The 15,285-nt window shown below is 67.9% G+C and carries 16 protein-coding genes; 8 read left to right on the forward strand and 8 right to left on the reverse strand.

Annotated features, from left to right (window positions below):
* Nucleotides 1–70: 70 nt before the first annotated feature.
* Genes EJP67_RS15305 through cynS form a run of 4 tightly spaced genes read left to right on the forward strand, consistent with a single transcriptional unit; the run spans nt 71 to nt 3,660 of the window.
* Nucleotides 71–1,423: a CmpA/NrtA family ABC transporter substrate-binding protein gene (locus EJP67_RS15305; protein WP_126022574.1), complete on the forward strand. Its 1,353-nt coding sequence runs from the start codon at nt 71–73 to the stop codon at nt 1,421–1,423.
* A gap of 3 nt (nt 1,424–1,426) precedes the next feature.
* Entirely contained in the window at nt 1,427–2,296 is an 870-nt protein-coding gene (ntrB, locus tag EJP67_RS15310; protein ID WP_126022575.1) for a nitrate ABC transporter permease, read from the forward strand.
* 31 nt (nt 2,297–2,327) lie between these two features.
* Nucleotides 2,328–3,167 carry an ABC transporter ATP-binding protein gene (locus EJP67_RS15315; protein ID WP_126022576.1) on the forward strand — a complete coding sequence of 280 codons (840 nt, stop codon included), beginning with the start codon at nt 2,328–2,330 and terminating at the stop codon, nt 3,165–3,167.
* Between the two features lie 49 nt (nt 3,168–3,216).
* Entirely contained in the window at nt 3,217–3,660 is a 444-nt protein-coding gene (cynS, locus tag EJP67_RS15320; RefSeq protein ID WP_019654195.1) for a cyanase, read from the forward strand.
* On the opposite strand, the gene EJP67_RS15325 is transcribed toward cynS, so the two are convergent.
* A complete protein-coding gene (locus tag EJP67_RS15325; protein WP_126022577.1) occupies nt 3,654–4,415 on the reverse strand; it encodes an SDR family oxidoreductase in 762 nt (253 codons plus the stop codon). The two genes, cynS and EJP67_RS15325, sit on opposite strands and share 7 nt — an antisense overlap.
* A 361-nt stretch (nt 4,416–4,776) precedes the next feature.
* Here EJP67_RS15325 and EJP67_RS15330 point away from each other — a divergent pair, with 361 nt between their 5' ends.
* Nucleotides 4,777–5,325, forward strand: a complete 549-nt coding sequence (locus EJP67_RS15330) for a nucleoside 2-deoxyribosyltransferase (RefSeq protein WP_126022578.1) — start codon at nt 4,777–4,779, stop codon at nt 5,323–5,325.
* Between the two features lie 26 nt (nt 5,326–5,351).
* Here EJP67_RS15330 and EJP67_RS15335 read toward each other — a convergent pair whose 3' ends face one another.
* On the reverse strand, nt 5,352–5,675 hold the full coding sequence (locus tag EJP67_RS15335; RefSeq protein ID WP_126022579.1) for a hypothetical protein: 324 nt from the start codon (nt 5,673–5,675) through the stop codon (nt 5,352–5,354).
* A 241-nt stretch (nt 5,676–5,916) separates the two neighbouring features.
* Between EJP67_RS15335 and EJP67_RS15340 the strand changes: the two genes are divergently transcribed.
* Entirely contained in the window at nt 5,917–6,795 is an 879-nt protein-coding gene (locus EJP67_RS15340) for an alpha/beta fold hydrolase (protein WP_126022580.1), read from the forward strand.
* Between the two features lie 69 nt (nt 6,796–6,864).
* Here EJP67_RS15340 and EJP67_RS15345 read toward each other — a convergent pair whose 3' ends face one another.
* The 3 genes from EJP67_RS15345 to EJP67_RS15355 all read right to left on the reverse strand — a co-directional run bounded on the left by EJP67_RS15345 (nt 6,865) and on the right by EJP67_RS15355 (nt 10,594).
* Complete coding sequence (locus EJP67_RS15345; RefSeq protein ID WP_240650672.1) at nt 6,865–7,260, reverse strand: DUF1161 domain-containing protein; 396 nt, start codon at nt 7,258–7,260, stop codon at nt 6,865–6,867.
* Between the two features lie 23 nt (nt 7,261–7,283).
* Nucleotides 7,284–9,515: an NADP-dependent isocitrate dehydrogenase gene (locus tag EJP67_RS15350; protein WP_126022581.1), complete on the reverse strand. Its 2,232-nt coding sequence runs from the start codon at nt 9,513–9,515 to the stop codon at nt 7,284–7,286.
* Between the two features lie 158 nt (nt 9,516–9,673).
* Complete coding sequence (locus EJP67_RS15355) at nt 9,674–10,594, reverse strand: LysR family transcriptional regulator (protein WP_126022582.1); 921 nt, start codon at nt 10,592–10,594, stop codon at nt 9,674–9,676.
* A 117-nt stretch (nt 10,595–10,711) separates the two neighbouring features.
* Here EJP67_RS15355 and EJP67_RS15360 point away from each other — a divergent pair, with 117 nt between their 5' ends.
* A complete protein-coding gene (locus EJP67_RS15360; RefSeq protein ID WP_126022583.1) occupies nt 10,712–11,590 on the forward strand; it encodes an oxidoreductase in 879 nt (292 codons plus the stop codon).
* Between the two features lie 9 nt (nt 11,591–11,599).
* Here EJP67_RS15360 and EJP67_RS15365 read toward each other — a convergent pair whose 3' ends face one another.
* Nucleotides 11,600–12,238, reverse strand: a complete 639-nt coding sequence (locus EJP67_RS15365; RefSeq protein WP_126022584.1) for an ABC transporter ATP-binding protein — start codon at nt 12,236–12,238, stop codon at nt 11,600–11,602.
* Between the two features lie 55 nt (nt 12,239–12,293).
* Here EJP67_RS15365 and EJP67_RS15370 point away from each other — a divergent pair, with 55 nt between their 5' ends.
* Nucleotides 12,294–13,085 carry a hypothetical protein gene (locus EJP67_RS15370; RefSeq protein ID WP_126022585.1) on the forward strand — a complete coding sequence of 264 codons (792 nt, stop codon included), beginning with the start codon at nt 12,294–12,296 and terminating at the stop codon, nt 13,083–13,085.
* 16 nt (nt 13,086–13,101) lie between these two features.
* Here the strand turns inward: EJP67_RS15370 and EJP67_RS15375 are convergent, their stop codons facing one another.
* Both EJP67_RS15375 and EJP67_RS15380 read right to left on the reverse strand, forming a co-directional pair.
* Nucleotides 13,102–14,397, reverse strand: coding sequence for a CynX/NimT family MFS transporter (locus tag EJP67_RS15375; RefSeq protein ID WP_126022586.1), 1,296 nt, complete (start codon nt 14,395–14,397; stop codon nt 13,102–13,104).
* Nucleotides 14,397–15,074, reverse strand: a complete 678-nt coding sequence (locus EJP67_RS15380; protein ID WP_126022587.1) for a FadR/GntR family transcriptional regulator — start codon at nt 15,072–15,074, stop codon at nt 14,397–14,399. The genes EJP67_RS15375 and EJP67_RS15380 overlap by 1 nt, the downstream gene beginning before the upstream one ends.
* Between the last annotated feature and the right edge of the window lie 211 nt (nt 15,075–15,285).

A 15,285-nucleotide genomic window follows, 5' to 3' on the forward strand; every position in this document is an offset into this window, starting at 1 on the left:
GGCTTCCACAGCGCCTTTCCGGCCCGGCGCTTGCAACGGCGGCTGCATCTTTCCAACGAGGTGCACCACCATGTCCCACCCGCAAGAACCGACCGCCTGCGATCCCTACGATGCCGACCGGCCACTGAACATGCGCTGCGCCTGCGGGCGCGTGCATGGCGCGGACCGGGCAGGCGTGCTGCCGGAGGACAAGCTCGAGGCCAGCCTCATGAAGGCGCTGTTCCCCGTCGACAGCGTGCGGCGCGGCTTCCTGCGCGCAGTGGGCGCGGGCACCGCGCGCGCCGCCATCGCCTCGGTGTTCCCGCTCGGCGCGCTGCAGGCCATGGCGCAGGAGAAGGCGCCGCTGGAGAAGACGAAGCTCAAGATCGGCTTCATCCCCATCACCTGCGCCACGCCGCTCATCATGGCGCACCCGCTGGGCTTCTATCAGAAGCAGGGCCTCGACGTGGAGGTGGTGAAGACGGCGGGCTGGGCGCTCATCCGCGACAAGATGCTCAACAAGGAGTACGACGCCACGCACTTCCTTTCGCCGATGCCGCTGGCCATCTCGATGGGCGCGGGCTCCAACGCGGTGCCCATGAACGTCGCGACCATCCAGAACACCAACGGCCAGGCCATCACGCTGGCCAACAAGCACAAGGACAGGCGCGACCCCAAGACCTGGAAGGGCCTCAAGTTCGCCGTGCCCTTCGAGTACAGCATGCACAACTTCCTGCTGCGCTACTACGTGGCGGAAGCGGGCCTGAACCCCGACACCGACATCCAGATCCGCGTGGTGCCGCCGCCCGAGATGGTGGCCAACCTGCGCGCCGGCAACATCGACGGCTACCTCGGCCCCGATCCGTTCAACCAGCGCGCGGTGTTCGAGGAGATCGGCTTCATCCACCTGCTCACCAGGGACTTGTGGAACGGCCACCCCTGCTGCGCCTTCGGCACGTCGACCGAGTTCATCGAGAAGAACCCCAACACCTTCGCCGCGCTGCTGCGCTCGGTGCTCACCGCCTCGGCCATGGCGCGCGATCCGAAGAACCGCGAGCTCATCGCCAAGGTGATCGCGCCCGCGCAGTACCTGAACCAGCCCGAGACCGTGCTCATGCAGGTGCTCACCGGCAAGTTCGCCGACGGGCTGGGCAACATCCGCACCGTGCCCGACCGCGCCGACTTCGACCCGATCCCCTGGCAGTCGATGGCCGTGTGGATGCTCACGCAGATGAAGCGCTGGGGCTACGTGAAGGGCGACATCGACTACAGGCAGATCGCCGAGAAGGTCTTCCTGCTCACCGATGCGAAGAAGCGCATGAAGGACCTGGGCCAGCTGGTGCCCGACGGGGCGTACCCGAAGTTCACCATCATGGGCAAGGTGTTCGACCCCGCGAAGCCCGACGACTACCTCAAGAGCTTCGCCATCGCGAAGATGGCCTGAGCCATGCGGAAGAAGGCTCTTTCGTTCAAGGCGGCGCTGGTGTCGCTGCTGATGTTCCTGCTGCTGGTGGGCGTGTGGCAGGTCGCCACCGCACCGGCCGGCGGCACCTCCGCCGCGGCAGGCATGACCGCCGAGCAGATCGAATACCAGAAGATGCTCGGCAAGGACCCGACGCAGGGCCAGGTGAAGAGCTCGGGCTTTCCCACGCCTGCCGAGATGGCCGCCACCGCGTGGAAGCACCTGTCGAATCCGTTCTACGACAACGGCCCCAACGACAAGGGCATCGCCATCCAACTGGCCTGGTCGCTGGCGCGCGTGGGCCTGGGCTTCGCGCTGGCGTGCGTGGTGGCCGTGCCGCTGGGCTTCGTCATCGGCATGTCGCCGCTGCTGCACAAGGCCTTCGATCCCTTCATCCAGGTGCTCAAGCCGATCTCGCCGCTGGCGTGGATGCCGCTGGCGCTCTACACCATCAAGGACTCGTCGGTCAGCGGCATCTTCGTGATCTTCATCTGCTCGGTCTGGCCGATGCTGCTGAACACCGCCTTCGGCGTGGCCTCGGTCAAGCGCGAATGGCTCAACGTGGCCAGCACGCTCGAGGTGAAGCCGCTGCGCCGCGCGTTCCGCGTCATCCTGCCGGCGGCGGCGCCCACCATCCTTACGGGCATGCGCATCAGCATGAGCATCGCGTGGCTGGTCATCGTGGCGGCCGAGATGCTGGTGGGCGGCACGGGCATCGGCTACTTCGTGTGGAACGAGTGGAACAACCTGTCGCTCACCAACGTGATCTTCGCGATCCTGCTGATCGGCGTGGTGGGCATGCTGCTCGACCAAGCCTTCGCGGCACTGCAGCGGAAGGTGACCTATGTGGAGTGAGCGCGCCGTTCTTCCGGCCCGAGGTGAAGCCATGACCCAGCCCGTCGTTTCCGCCGCCGTGGAGGCGCCGGGCGCCCGCGGCTTCCTGCGCGTGGAGGGTCTGGCCAAGGCCTTCGTGCCCGCGCGGCCCGTGTTCGCCGACGTGTCGTTCACGCTCGAGCGCGGCGAGTTCGTCTGCATCATCGGCCACTCGGGCTGCGGCAAGACCACCATCCTCAACGTGCTGGCGGGCCTCGACCAGGCGAGCGCGGGCCATGTCTTCATGGACGGGCGCGAGGTGGCCGGCCCCAGCCTGGAGCGCGGCGTGGTGTTCCAGAGCCATGCGCTCATGCCGTGGCTCACGGTGCGCAGGAACATCGCCTTCGCGGTGGTCTCGCGCTGGCCCGAGTGGTCGGCCGCGCAGGTCGATGCGCAGGTGGAGCGCTTCGTCGCCATGGTCGGACTGCAGGCGGCCATCGACAAGAAGCCCTCGCAGCTCTCGGGCGGCATGAAGCAGCGCGTGGGCATCGCCCGCGCCTTCGCCATCAGCCCCAAGATGCTGCTGCTCGACGAGCCCTTCGGCGCCCTCGACGCGCTCACGCGCGGCACCATCCAGGACGAGTTGATGGCCATCGTGCGGCAGACGCAGCAGACCGTCTTCATGATCACGCACGACGTGGACGAGGCCATCCTGCTGGCCGACCGCATCCTGCTCATGAGCAACGGCACCGACCTGCCGCAGGGCGGGTACCGCGCGGGGAACATCGTCGAGACGGTGGTCAACCCGCTGCCGCGCGAGCGCACCCGCGCCTCGCTGCACCACCTCGACGGCTACTACGCGCTGCGCAACCACATCGTCGATTTCCTCGTCACGCGCGCGAAGGCGGCGTGACCTCGCCTTCACCCCTTCATCACGTTCATATCGATCAGGAGCAAACCCCATGAACCGCAACGACGTCACCGAGAAGATCATCGCCACCAAGGTCAGCAAGGGCATCCAGTGGGCCGACGTGGCCACGAAGGTCGGCCTCTCGAAGGAGTGGACCACCGCCGCCTGCCTCGGCCAGATGACGCTCGACGACAAGCAGGCGAAGATCATCGGCAAGATCTTCGGCCTCACCGCCGAGGAGCAGAAGTGGTTGAAGGTGGTGCCCTACAAGGGCTCGCTGCCCACGCCGGTGCCCACCGATCCGCTCATCTACCGCTGGTACGAGGTGGTGAGCGTGTACGGCACCACCATCAAGGAGCTGATCCATGAAGAATTCGGCGACGGCATCATGAGCGCCATCGACTTCAGCATGGACATCCAGCGCGAGGCCGACCCGAAGGGCGACCGCGTCAACGTGGTGCTGTCGGGCAAGTTCCTGCCCTACAAGACCTACTGAGCGTATTCGGCCGGGCGCGGCCTCTGTTGCCTGGCAGGCGGGCGCATCGCCCCGGCCGTGATGCCGTAGCCCTCGATGGCGCCCGCGATCGAGCGTGCCACTGCATCCACCGGCACCGCGATGCGCCGGTTGGTGCGCATGCGTTCGCGTGCGTAGCTGGCCGCGATGCGCTCGGCCAGCGGATCGATGGGGCCGTGCACGTCGGGGCTCACCACCGTCACGTGCAGCCGGCCGGCATGCTCCTGCCGCAGGCCCTCGGAGACCGCGTTCACCGCATACTGCGTGCCGTGGTACACCGCCGAGCCCGGCGACAGCCCGTGCATCGCCACCGGCGCCACGTTCACGATGTGGCCCCAGCCCTGCTCCTGCATCGTCGGCAGCACCGCCGCGATGCCCAGCAGCACGCCGCGCAGGTTCACGTCGATCATGAGTTCCCACTCCTCGATCTTGCGGTTCCACAGCGGCGACATCGGCATCACGCCCGCGGCGTTGACGAGCACGTCGATCTGCTCGTGCGTCTCGAGCGCGAATTCGGCGAATGCTTCCATGTCGGGCCGGTGCGTCACGTCGAGGCGCTGGAAGCTCGCCGTTCCGCCCGTGGCCGTGATCTCGGCCGCGAGCGAGGCGAGCCTGTCGGTGCGGCGCGCACCGAGCACCACCTTGGCGCCGCGCCGCGCAAGCAGCCTGGCGGTCGCTTCGCCGATGCCGCTGCTCGCGCCGGTGATGAGTACGACTTTTTCCTGGATCGTGGTCATGGTGAACTCCTCGTGCTGATCTGTCTGCCGTGGGGCGCACACTGGAATGAGCGTGGGCCGGGCATGCAGAGAAGTGTGCGTTTTCGCGAGCCCGAAGCGGTAGACGAATCGAACGCGGTTTTTGCCTGATCCTGCAAACCGCGATGCCGGCTGCGCCACGCCGCTTCCCTCGCTCGGTGCCGCGTAGTGCTTTCGCGGTAGAGAAGGCTCAAGCGGAGCGTTTGCCGCTTCGTGCGAGCTTCTTGCCTGATTCCCCGAAGCAGCAGCGGCAGGGGCGGCGGGCCGATGCATCCATCGGTAATTCGCTTTGCACCATGTCGCAAGGATTGAGCAAGAGCCCGAAATCGCCGATGCTGCGCCGATGGACAAGCAGCCTCCCCGGAACACGGCCCGCCTGCGCATCTACCTTGCGGGGCCGGACGTCTTTCGCCCCGACGCCAAGGAGCATTTCGTCAGGCTGTCGGCCGCCTGCGACGCAGCCGGCCTCGCGGCCCTGCTTCCCGCGGACGGCAACGAAGAGCTGAGCTCCGAGGCGCCCGAGAAGCAGATCTACGAAGCCAACATGCAGCGGCTTCGCGGCGCCGATGGTGTCGTCGCCAATCTTGCGAGCTTCAGGGGCATGGAGCCCGATTCCGGCACCGTGTTCGAGGTCGGCGCGGCGATCGCGCTGGGCATCCCGGTCGTGGCCTACGGCGTGCCCGAAGGCAGCTACGCAGACCGCGTGCGCGCCGCGCTGCCATGCGAGGTCGACGCGAACGGCGTGCTGCGCGAAGCCGGAACCAGCATCGCGGTCGAGGACTTCGGGCAGCAGCTGAACCTGATGCTGGCGTGTTCGATCCATATCGAGGCGACGCCGGAGGCGGCGTTGAAGAAGATGGCCGAGGTGCTGGCCGGCGTCAGGCCGCGATAGACGGCGAGTTACGCGGGTTACGCGGGTTACGCGGGTTTCGCGGGCGTCTCTTCGGTGATCAGCGCGTCATGCAGTTGCGATGTGCTGCTCTCGACTGCGCTGATGCAGCGCTGAAGCTCTGCGTTGGCCAAACGAAGCAGCGCACCCAGTTCGCTGCGTGAGGTCGCCATCTCTTCTAGTTCGCTTGTGCGTTCGGGAGCGATGAGCTTTTCAATGCACGCATGCGCTTGCAGAACCTCATTCAATTGCGCTGCGTCGTCGCAAGCCTGGCGGGCGAGCGCGTCGATTGCGGAGTCGGGGGATGCGGCAGGGGTGCCGGGGTGCGTGAAAACGGAAGCGGGTCGAGCCACGAGTGATCTCCATGTGTGCGGTTGTGTCGCAGAGGTGAATCAGGCTTCCAAACCCGGTCGCGCCAGCTCGGCGCGACGCAGCAGTATATCCAGGGGAAGTCGCCGAACGCTGTAGGGCCAAAGCGGCAGAAGAGGATGCATGTCTGCTGTCCACCACGCGACAAAAGCAGGAAACCCCTGATCGAAGCGCCACTCACCAGCCCCTAGGATCGGCTCCATCAATCACTGAATGGAGCACTGCATGCCGACCACCGAGACCCACTTCGAACTCTCCGCCAACGACGGCGTCACGGTGGAGGTTCATCGGTGGCTTGGCACGGTGACGAAGCCGCGCGCCATCGTCCAGCTCGCGCACGGCATGGGCGAGCACTCGCTGCGCTACCGTCATCTGGCCGAATCGCTGGTGCAGGCGGGCTATGTGGTCTATGCGAACGAGCATCGCGGCCATGGCAAGGGCGCGCAGGCGCGCGGCGAGCTGGGCGAGTTCGGTCCGCGCGCGTTCGCCGGGCTGGTGGACGACATGGCGCTGCTGAGCCGCCATGTGCGCGGCGTGCATCCGGGCCTGCCGCTGATCCTGCTGGGCCACAGCATGGGTTCGTTCGCGCTGCAGTACTACCTGGTCGAGCACGGTTCGCTGCTCGCGGGCGCGGCACTGTCGGGCACCTCGGCGCTCGACCTGCTGGGAACCGCGCTGCAGTCGGGCTTCAAGCTCGAAGACATGAACGCCGCGCTGCCCGACGTGCGCACGCCCTTCGACTGGCTCAGCCGCGATCCGGCGCAGGTAGATGCGTACATCGCCGATCCGCTGTGCGGCTTCACGGTCTCGGCCGAGGGGCTGGGTTCGATGTTCGCGAAGCTGGGCGACCTGACGCCCGAGGCCATGCGCAAGACCATCCGGCCCGAGCTGCCCCTGTACCTGTTCATCGGCGGCGAAGACCCGGTGAGCAACAAGGCCGAGTGGTTCTATCCGCTGGTGGAGCGATATCGCCAGGCGGGGCTGCGCGACGTGTCATGCCACGTGTTCGGCGGCGCGCGTCACGAGGCGCTGAACGAGACCAACCGCGACGAAGTCGAGGCGGTGCTGCTCGCGTGGATCGCGCGGGTGGTGGCGAGGGGCTGACGAGCCGGAAGACTCCGGCCGTAACAATGGATGGGGCTGGGCCGGGCGGCAGGCGCCGCCAGCTTGCCGCTACTGCTTTCTGCAATCGCCCATGGTCACAGTGCCGTCCTTGCACTCGGTGATCATGGGTTCGTCCGCGCCCTGGGCCGCAGCCGTAGCAGGAGGCGTCGGGACAGATGCAGGGATGGATGCAGGAGCAGGAGCCGGTGCAGCCCCCGCGTCCTTCAGATAGACGACCTTCTTCGTGCCGAGCTCGCAGCTGCCCACCACCTGGCCGTTCGCCGATGCGTTCGCATCGATGACGGTGACGGTGAAGCGCGCCACGCCGCTCGCGGCGATCTTCGATTCGATGCGGGTGCGCAGCGCCTCGCAGTCCTCGGCCGCATGGGCTGTGCCCGCCGCGCCGGCCAGGGCCAGCACGGCGGGAAGCATCGCGAGCCTGAAGGGCTTCATGGCGACTGCCATCCGCACGATGTCGATCGGCCTTCTTACGCCGAAGCCAGCGCCGCGTTGAGCGTGGCGCTCGGGCGCATGATGGCCGAGAACTTGACCGGGTCGGCCAGGTAGTAGCCGCCGATGTCCACCGGCTTGCCCTGCACGGCGGCGAGTTCGTCGACGATCTTCTTCTCGTTGGCCGCGAGCGTCTCGGCCAGCTTGCTGAAGGCGGCCTGCAGTTCGAGGTCTTCGGTCTGCGCGGCCAGTTCCTGTGCCCAGTACATCGCCAGGTAGAACTGGCTGCCGCGGTTGTCGAGCTGGCCGGTCTTGGGCGATGGGTTCTTGTTGTTGTCGAGCAGCTTGCCGGTGGCGGTGTCCAGCGTCTTGGCGAGGATGGTCGCCTTCTTGTTGTTCGTCTTCAGGCCCAGGTCTTCCAGGCTCACGGCCAGCGCGAGGAATTCGCCCAGCGAGTCCCAGCGCAGGTGGTTCTCTTCCACCAGCTGCTGCACGTGCTTGGGGGCCGAGCCGCCCGCGCCGGTCTCGTACATGCCGCCGCCGGCCATCAGCGGAACGATAGACAGCATCTTGGCCGAGGTGCCCAGCTCCATGATGGGGAACAGGTCGGTCAGGTAGTCGCGCAGGATGTTGCCGGTGGCGCTGATGGTGTCCAGGCCGCGGACCACGCGCTCCAGCGTGTAGCGCATGGCACGCACCTGGCTCATGATCTGGATGTCCAGGCCCGTGGTGTTGTGCTCGTGCAGGTACATCTTGACCTTGGTGATCAGCTGCGCCTCGTGCGGGCGGTAGGCGTCGAGCCAGAACACCACCGGCATGCCGGAGTTGCGGGCGCGGTTGACGGCCAGCTTCACCCAGTCGCGGATCGCGGCGTCCTTCACCTGGCACATGCGCCAGATGTCGCCCTGCTCCACTTCCTGGCTCATCAGCACTTCGCCGGTGTCCAGGTCGGTGATGTTGGCGACGCCGTCCTCGGCGATCTCGAAGGTCTTGTCGTGCGAGCCGTATTCCTCGGCCTTCTGCGCCATGAGGCCCACGTTGGGCACGGTGCCCATGGTCTTGGGGTCGAAGGCGCCGTGCCACTTGCAGAAGTTGATCATCTCCTGGTAGATGCGGGCGAAGGTCGATTCGGGCATCACGGCCTTCACGTCCTTCAGGCGGCCGTCGGCGCCCCACATCTTGCCGCCGTTGCGGATCATCGCGGGCATGGAGGCGTCCACGATCACGTCGTTGGGCGAGTGGAAGTTGGTGATGCCCTTGGCCGAGTCGACCATCGCCAGCTCGGGGCGGTGCTCGTGGCAGGCGTGCAGGTCGCGCTTGATCTCATCCTGCGTGCTCTGCGGCAGCGTGGCGATCTTGTTGTAGAGGTCGACCATGCCGTTGTTGACGTTGATGCCCAGCTCGTCGAACAGCTTGCCGTGCTTCTCGAAGGCTTCCTTGTAGAAGATCTTCACGCAGTGGCCGAACACGATGGGGTGCGAGACCTTCATCATGGTGGCCTTCACGTGCAGCGAGAACATCACGCCGGTCTTGTGCGCGTCCTCGATCTCCTTTTCATAGAAGGCCAGCAGCGCCTTCTTGCTCATGAACATGGAGTCGATGATCTCGCGGTCGAGCAGGGCGACCTTGGGCTTGAGCACGATGGTCTTGCCGCTCTTGGTGATGAGCTCCATCTTGACGTTGCGCGCGCGGTCGAGCGTCATCGACTTCTCGCCGTGATAGAAGTCGCCGCCGTGCATGTGCGAGACGTGCGAGCGCGAGGCCTGGCTCCAGTCGGCCATGCTGTGCGGGTTCTTGCGCGCGTATTCCTTCACGGCCTTGGGGGCGCGGCGGTCGGAGTTGCCTTCGCGCAGCACGGGGTTCACGGCGCTGCCGGTGCACTTGTTGTAGCGCGCGCGGATGTCCTTCTCTTCGTCCGTGGTCGGGTTCTCGGGGTAGTCGGGAATCTTGTAGCCCTTGCCCTGCAGTTCCTTGATGGCCGCCTTGAGCTGGGCCACCGAGGCGCTGATGTTGGGCAGCTTGATGATGTTGGCTTCGGGCTTGAGCGTGAGCTTGCCCAGTTCGGCGAGGTTGTCGGGCACCTTCTGCTCGTCGCTCAGGTAGTCGGGAAACTCGCCCAGGATGCGGGCCGCCACGGAGATGTCGCTGGTCTCGACGTTGATGCCGGCCGGGTTCGTGAAGGCGCGGATGATCGGCAGGAACGCGTAGGTCGCCAGCAGGGGCGCCTCGTCGGTGAGGGTGTAGACGATGGTGGGTTGCTTCGAGCTCATGCGCTTCTTCCGTAGATCCTGGTTGTCGGGGTGGCTGGAACTTCCGGCTTTCCGGGGGGTAGCCCGTTTTTTGCCGGAGCCCCCGATTGTCGCCCGCCGGGACCGTGTTTCGCCATGCGGGTTGCGAAGCCCCCGGCGCGAAGCGCGTCTTAACGGGGCTACGGCTGGCCGGAAGCGGACTTTTCGAGCATTTCCCGGGCCAGGTCGACGAAGGCGCGCAGCTTGGGCGCCTGGGCCGCGCGGCGCGGAAAGTACAGGAACAGCCCCGGCTCCCCGAAGGCCGAGCGCGGCAGCAGCTGGCGCAGGCGGCCTTCGCGCAGTTCGGCGCGCACCAGCGGCTCGAAGATGTAGGCGATGCCCACGTCGGCCAGCGCCAGGTCGCGGGCGTAGAGCGCGTCGGTGACCCGCACGGTGCCCGGCACCTCGACCGAGACGTGGGCGCCGGCCTGGTCGCGCAGGTCCCAGGCGTACACGCCGCCCGAGGTCACGAAGCGGAAGCCGATGCAGTTGTGCCGCTGCAGCTCCTCGATGCCGCGCGGCTCGCCCGCAGTGGCCAGGTAGCGCGGGGTGGCCACCAGGATGGCCTCGAAGGGCGGGGTAAGCCGCACCGCCACCATGTCCTGCGCGACGGTGTGGCCCAGCCGCACGCCGGCGTCGTGGCCGCTTGCGACGATGTCGGCCAGGCCGTCGTCGCAGGTGATCTCCATCACCAGGCCCGGGTGGCGGCGCGCCATTTCGGCCACCAGCGGCGTCATGGCCAGCGGCAGCGCCACATGGGGTGCGTTGATGCGCAGCACGCCGCTTACCCGCCCGAGCGATTCACCGAAGCGGTCCACCGCGTCGGCGATCTCGCCCATGGCCGGGGCCAGCATGCCGATGAAGCCGGCGCCGGCCTCGGTCAGCCGCACGCTGCGGGTGGTGCGCGCGAAGATCGGCTGGCCCAGGTGGTCCTCGACGGCGCGCACCGCGTGGCTCACGGCCGAGGCGCTCATGCCCAGCTCGGCGGCCGCGGCGGCGAACCCGCCGCGCCGGTGCACCGCCAGCACGATGGCGAGATGCGGGAGCAGGGTTCGGTCCATTCATGCACTGTATCGCACAGTGCATTCGATTTGAACCGGCTAGTCGTTGAGTGCGATTGCTGGAACAGTCACGCCATGCCTTCGCGGCAACCCTCAACACCCCAAGGAGCCAACATCATGTCCACCACCAACAACGCCCTCGGCAACAGCTCTTCGCAGACCCGCCAGACCTGGTTCATCACCGGCGCCGCTTCCGGCTTCGGCCACGCCTTCGCCGAGCACGCGCTGGCCCTGGGCCACAACGTGGTCGCCACCGCCCGCGACGCCGGCCGCCTCGCCGACCTCGTGGCGCAGGCACCCGACCGCGTGCTGGCCACGCCGCTGGACGTGGACGCCGCCGGCGCCGCCGAAGCCGCCGTCGATGCCGCGGTGGCCCGCTTCGGCCGCATCGACGTGCTCGTGAACAACGCCGGCTACGGCGTGGTCGGCGCGCTGGAGGAAACCTCCGACGCCGAGCTGCGCGCGCTGATGAACACCAACTTCTTCGGCGCCATGGCCGTCACCCGCGCCGCGCTGCCGGTGCTGCGCGCGCAGAAGTCGGGCGCCATCGTGAATATCTCCAGCCTCGGCGGGCAGCTGTCGTTCGCGGGTTTCAGCGCGTATTCGGCCTCGAAGTTCGCGCTGGAGGGCGCCTCGGAAGCGCTGGCGCAGGAGGTCGCGCCCTTCGGCATCAAGGTGCTGATCGTCGAGCCGGGCCAGTTCCGCACCCAGCTCGCGGGCAGCGGCATGCGCCACATGCCGGTGATCGAGGCCTACCAGCCGGTGGTGGGCGCCACCCGCGAGTTCGCGCACAGCATGCACAACACGCAGGCCGGCGATCCGCGCAAGGCGGCGGTGGCGATCGCGAAGGCGCTGGAGGCCGAGCACACGCCCCTGCGCCTGCAGCTGGGCGGCGACTCGGTCGATGCGGTGCGCGCCCATGCGCGGGCGCTGCTCAAGGACATGGAGGCCTGGGAAGCCCTGAGCCGCAGCACCGACTTCGACGCTGCAGCCTGAAGGCAGTCCTCAGCGCAGCGGCAGTTCGATGGTGGCCGCCAGCGGCACGGTGTCGATGCGCGCCGCGCTGGCCACGACGACCGCCTGCTTCGACTGCGCAGCAATCTCCGAGAGCGTGGCCCACAGGCAGCGTGTAGAGGGCATGTCCAGGCCGGCGGTCGGCTCGTCGAGCAGTACGAGCGGCCGGCCCGACGCGAGCCCGGCGGCCATCCAGACCTTGCGCTTCGAGCCGGTGGACAGCATGAACATCTTCTTGTCCAGGTGCGGCGCCAGCGAGAAGCCGTCGGCGATGGCCTGCCACTTCGCCTGGTCGAAGCCCGCGTCGCCTTCGGCGAGCGAGGCCGTGCATTCGCGCGCGCTGAGCTGGTCGAAACGGTCGGTTTCGGGAGCGACGAAGAACACTTGGCGGCGATAGGCCTCGGGCGCGGCGTCGAGGCTCGTCCCGGCCACGGTCAGCCGTCCGGCGGAGGCGGGCAGCGCACCGGCAATCACGTTGAGCAGCGCCGACTTGCCCGTGCCGGTATCGCCGTAGAGCAGCGTGACGCCCGGGCCGATGGATGCATTCCAGCCCGACACCAGCGCGGGTTGGTCGGGGTAGGCGAAGCGCAGCGCGTCGATCCGGAGGAGGGCGGGAGAAGAAGGATTCATGGTCGCGTGCGACTTTATCAACCAGCCGCGCCGCCGGTGGCTACCATCCGGCTCCATGACAAAGCTGCCGCTCCTGCTCGCCCTGCTGCCGTTCGCCACCGCGGTGCTCGCCGCTCCCGATCTTTCCGCGCCGTCGGCGCAGGTGTTCGATGCGGTGAAGAAGCCCGATTCGCTCGACGCGCAATGGCGCACGCGCCTGTGCGCCCTGCTGCCGCAGCCCTGCGACGCGCAGCAACTGGGCCTCTATCGTCCGCGCGGCGCCGCGGCGGGCGACTACGCGGTGCTCTCCGCCGAACCGCTGGCCATGGCGCGGGTCAGGCGGGATGCCGCAGACGCCAAGGGCTGGCAGCTCGCTCGCCTTCATGATTTCTCCGGCTACGCCCAGGCCCTGAAGAAAGACAGCGACGCCAGCCGGTCCGAGGCGCGCCTCTCGCTCGCGCCGGCGCTCTACCCGGTGGCCGAGGGCAAGTGGGCCGTGGCCGTGCTGCAGACGGTGTCGGAAGGCTATTCGGGCGGCGGCGCCTCGTTCGACACCGCCGACTTCGTGCCGCTCGAAGGCGGCAAGGCGGTGCAGGAGGGCATTCCGTTCTCGTGCTCCAAGATGATCCGCGCCTGTTTCAGCGAAAAGGAATACAAGACCTCGAAGCACTGCCATGACGAGAGCTTCGGCATCTTGCGCATCGCCTACGGCGAGACATTCAAGCCCGGCTCGCCCTACGACTGGCAATACACCTGGGTGCAGACCGAATGGCCGCAGAACGAGCCGCGCAGCGCGGCGACCACCACGCGCGTGTTGTTCACCGCCAGGACCACCGAGCGCGCGGGCTTCTGCGGCGGGCCGCAGTAGACAGCGGGCTCGCGCCTCAGTGGCGCGGCACGGTCGTCGTGCCCACGTGCATCGTGCGTCCTGCCCCCAGCCCAGCGATCACGAGCGCCACGCCCAGCCCGATGAAGAGCCACGACGAGGCGCGGAAGCTTCCCGTCCAGCCGTGCAGCAGCCCGGCCACCAGCGGCCCGAAGGCCGCCACCATGTAGCCCACGCCCTGCGCCATGCCCGAGAGGTGCGCGGCCACGTGCGAGTCGGGCGAGCGCAACACGATCATCGTGAGCGCCAGCGCGAAGGTGCCGCCCTGCGCGATGCCCAGCAGCACCGCCCAGGCCCACACCCCGAAGAAGCCGCCCAGCGGCGCGAAGAGCATCGCCAGCATCGCGCCCACCGTGAGCAGCGCCAGCACGACCGCCAGGCCGCGCTGGTTGCGCAGCTTCACCGCCAGCGCCGGCACCACGAGGCAGGTCACCACCTGCGTCATGACAGACAGCGACACCACGTAGCCGGCCGTCTCGCTGCCCAGGCCGCGCTCGCGCAGGATCGGCGCGAGCCAGCCCATCACGATGTAGGCGAGGGCGGACTGCAGGCCCATGAAGAAGGTGACCTGCCAGGCCAGCCTGTCGCTCCAGAGCCCGCGCACGGTGAAGCCCGATTCGCTCGCCACCGGCTTCAGCGGCAGCGCCTGCGGCGCCCAGATCAGCGTGACCAGCGCGGCCGGCAGCGCCCACATCGCGAGCGCCATGGTCCAGCCGCCGCCCAGCGCATGCTCGATCGGCACCGTGAGCCCGGCGGCGCTGGCCGCGCCGCCGCACACCGCCATGGTGTAGAGGCCCATCATCAGCGCCGCCTGCGAGGCGAAGTCGCGCTTCACCAGGCCCGACAGCAGCACGTTCGACACCGCGATGCCGCTGCCCGCAATGGCCGAGGCCAGAAAGAGCAGCGGGATGTTGCCGGTGCCGCGCAGCACCGTGCCGACCAGGATCAGCACCATGCAGCCGAGCAGCGTGCGCTCGGTGCCGAAGCGGCGGCCCAGGCCCGGCGCGAGCGGCGCGAACACGCCGAGGCAGACGATCGGCAGCGTGGTCAGCAGGCTGGCGGCCGTGGCCGAGAGGCCGGTGGCCTTGATGATCTCCGGCAGCACCACCGAGAGGCTGGCGAAGACCGGGCGCAGGTTGAAGGCGATCAGCACCACGCTGGCGCCGAGCAGGATGCGGCGCGCGAGGGTGGGGGCGGGCGTGGGGCGCGGCGCGGGCAGGCTGTCGGCCTCGGCGTTGATCAGCAGTTCGTCGCCGCAGCGGGCATTGCCGCCTGCGAGGGTGGCCGAGTTCATCACGAACCCAGCGCCAGTGCGTTGATCATCGGCGCCATGAAGGTGCGCACCGCTGCGGCGGCCACGTCGGGGTCGCGGCTGGCGATGCCTTCGATGATGGCGCGGTGCGCGGCATCGTCGGGCTCGGGCAGGGCGCTGCCCATCGAGCTCGCGATGGTCTCCTTGATGTAGCCGGTGATGAAGCGGCAGGTCTCCGCCAGGGCGAGGTTGCCTGAGATGTCGACGATGGCGAGGTGGAAGGCCAGGTCGCGCTCGATGAAGGCCGCGCCGTTGTCGGCGGGATCGAAGCCGCCGCGCTTGTCGAGCAGCACGTGCAGGCGGCGCAGGTCGCGCGCCGTGTGGCGCACGGCGGCGAGCCGGGCGGCTTCCACTTCGAGCGCGCGGCGCACCTCGAACTGGTCGCGCAGGCTCGCGAGCCGCATCTTCTGCAGGCTGGACGAAGGATCGAAGCCCGAGCGAACATAGGTGCCCGAGCCCTGGCGCACTTCGAGCAGCCCGCGCGACACCAGCGTCTTGACCGCCTCGCGCACCGTGCCCCGGCTCACGCCCAGCAGCTGGGCGAGCTGCGGTTCGATCGGAATGCGGGAGCCAACGGACCAGCGGCCGGCGGAGATCTCGGCGCGGATGCTGTCGGCGGCGGTGTCTGCAAGTGAAGTACGGGGAGCTTGGGCAAGCATCGGGAGTGAGCCTGGTCGTTCAATGATTGGATGAATTTTGCCTCCAAAAGAAACCGGACTCCCCGCGCGGCGATTGATCCGGGTAGCACCCCGTAGAAAACCGCAACCCCTGTCCGCAGATCGCGCAAGCCGATTTCGCGGATTTGTCCTCATTAAGTGAATTTTTCCCGGCCTTGGCCAGCTGTTGCCGAAAGTGTTGTTCGTCTGGAGC

This window comes from Variovorax guangxiensis, from assembly GCF_003952165.1.
GTDB lineage: Bacteria > Pseudomonadota > Gammaproteobacteria > Burkholderiales > Burkholderiaceae_C > Variovorax > Variovorax guangxiensis.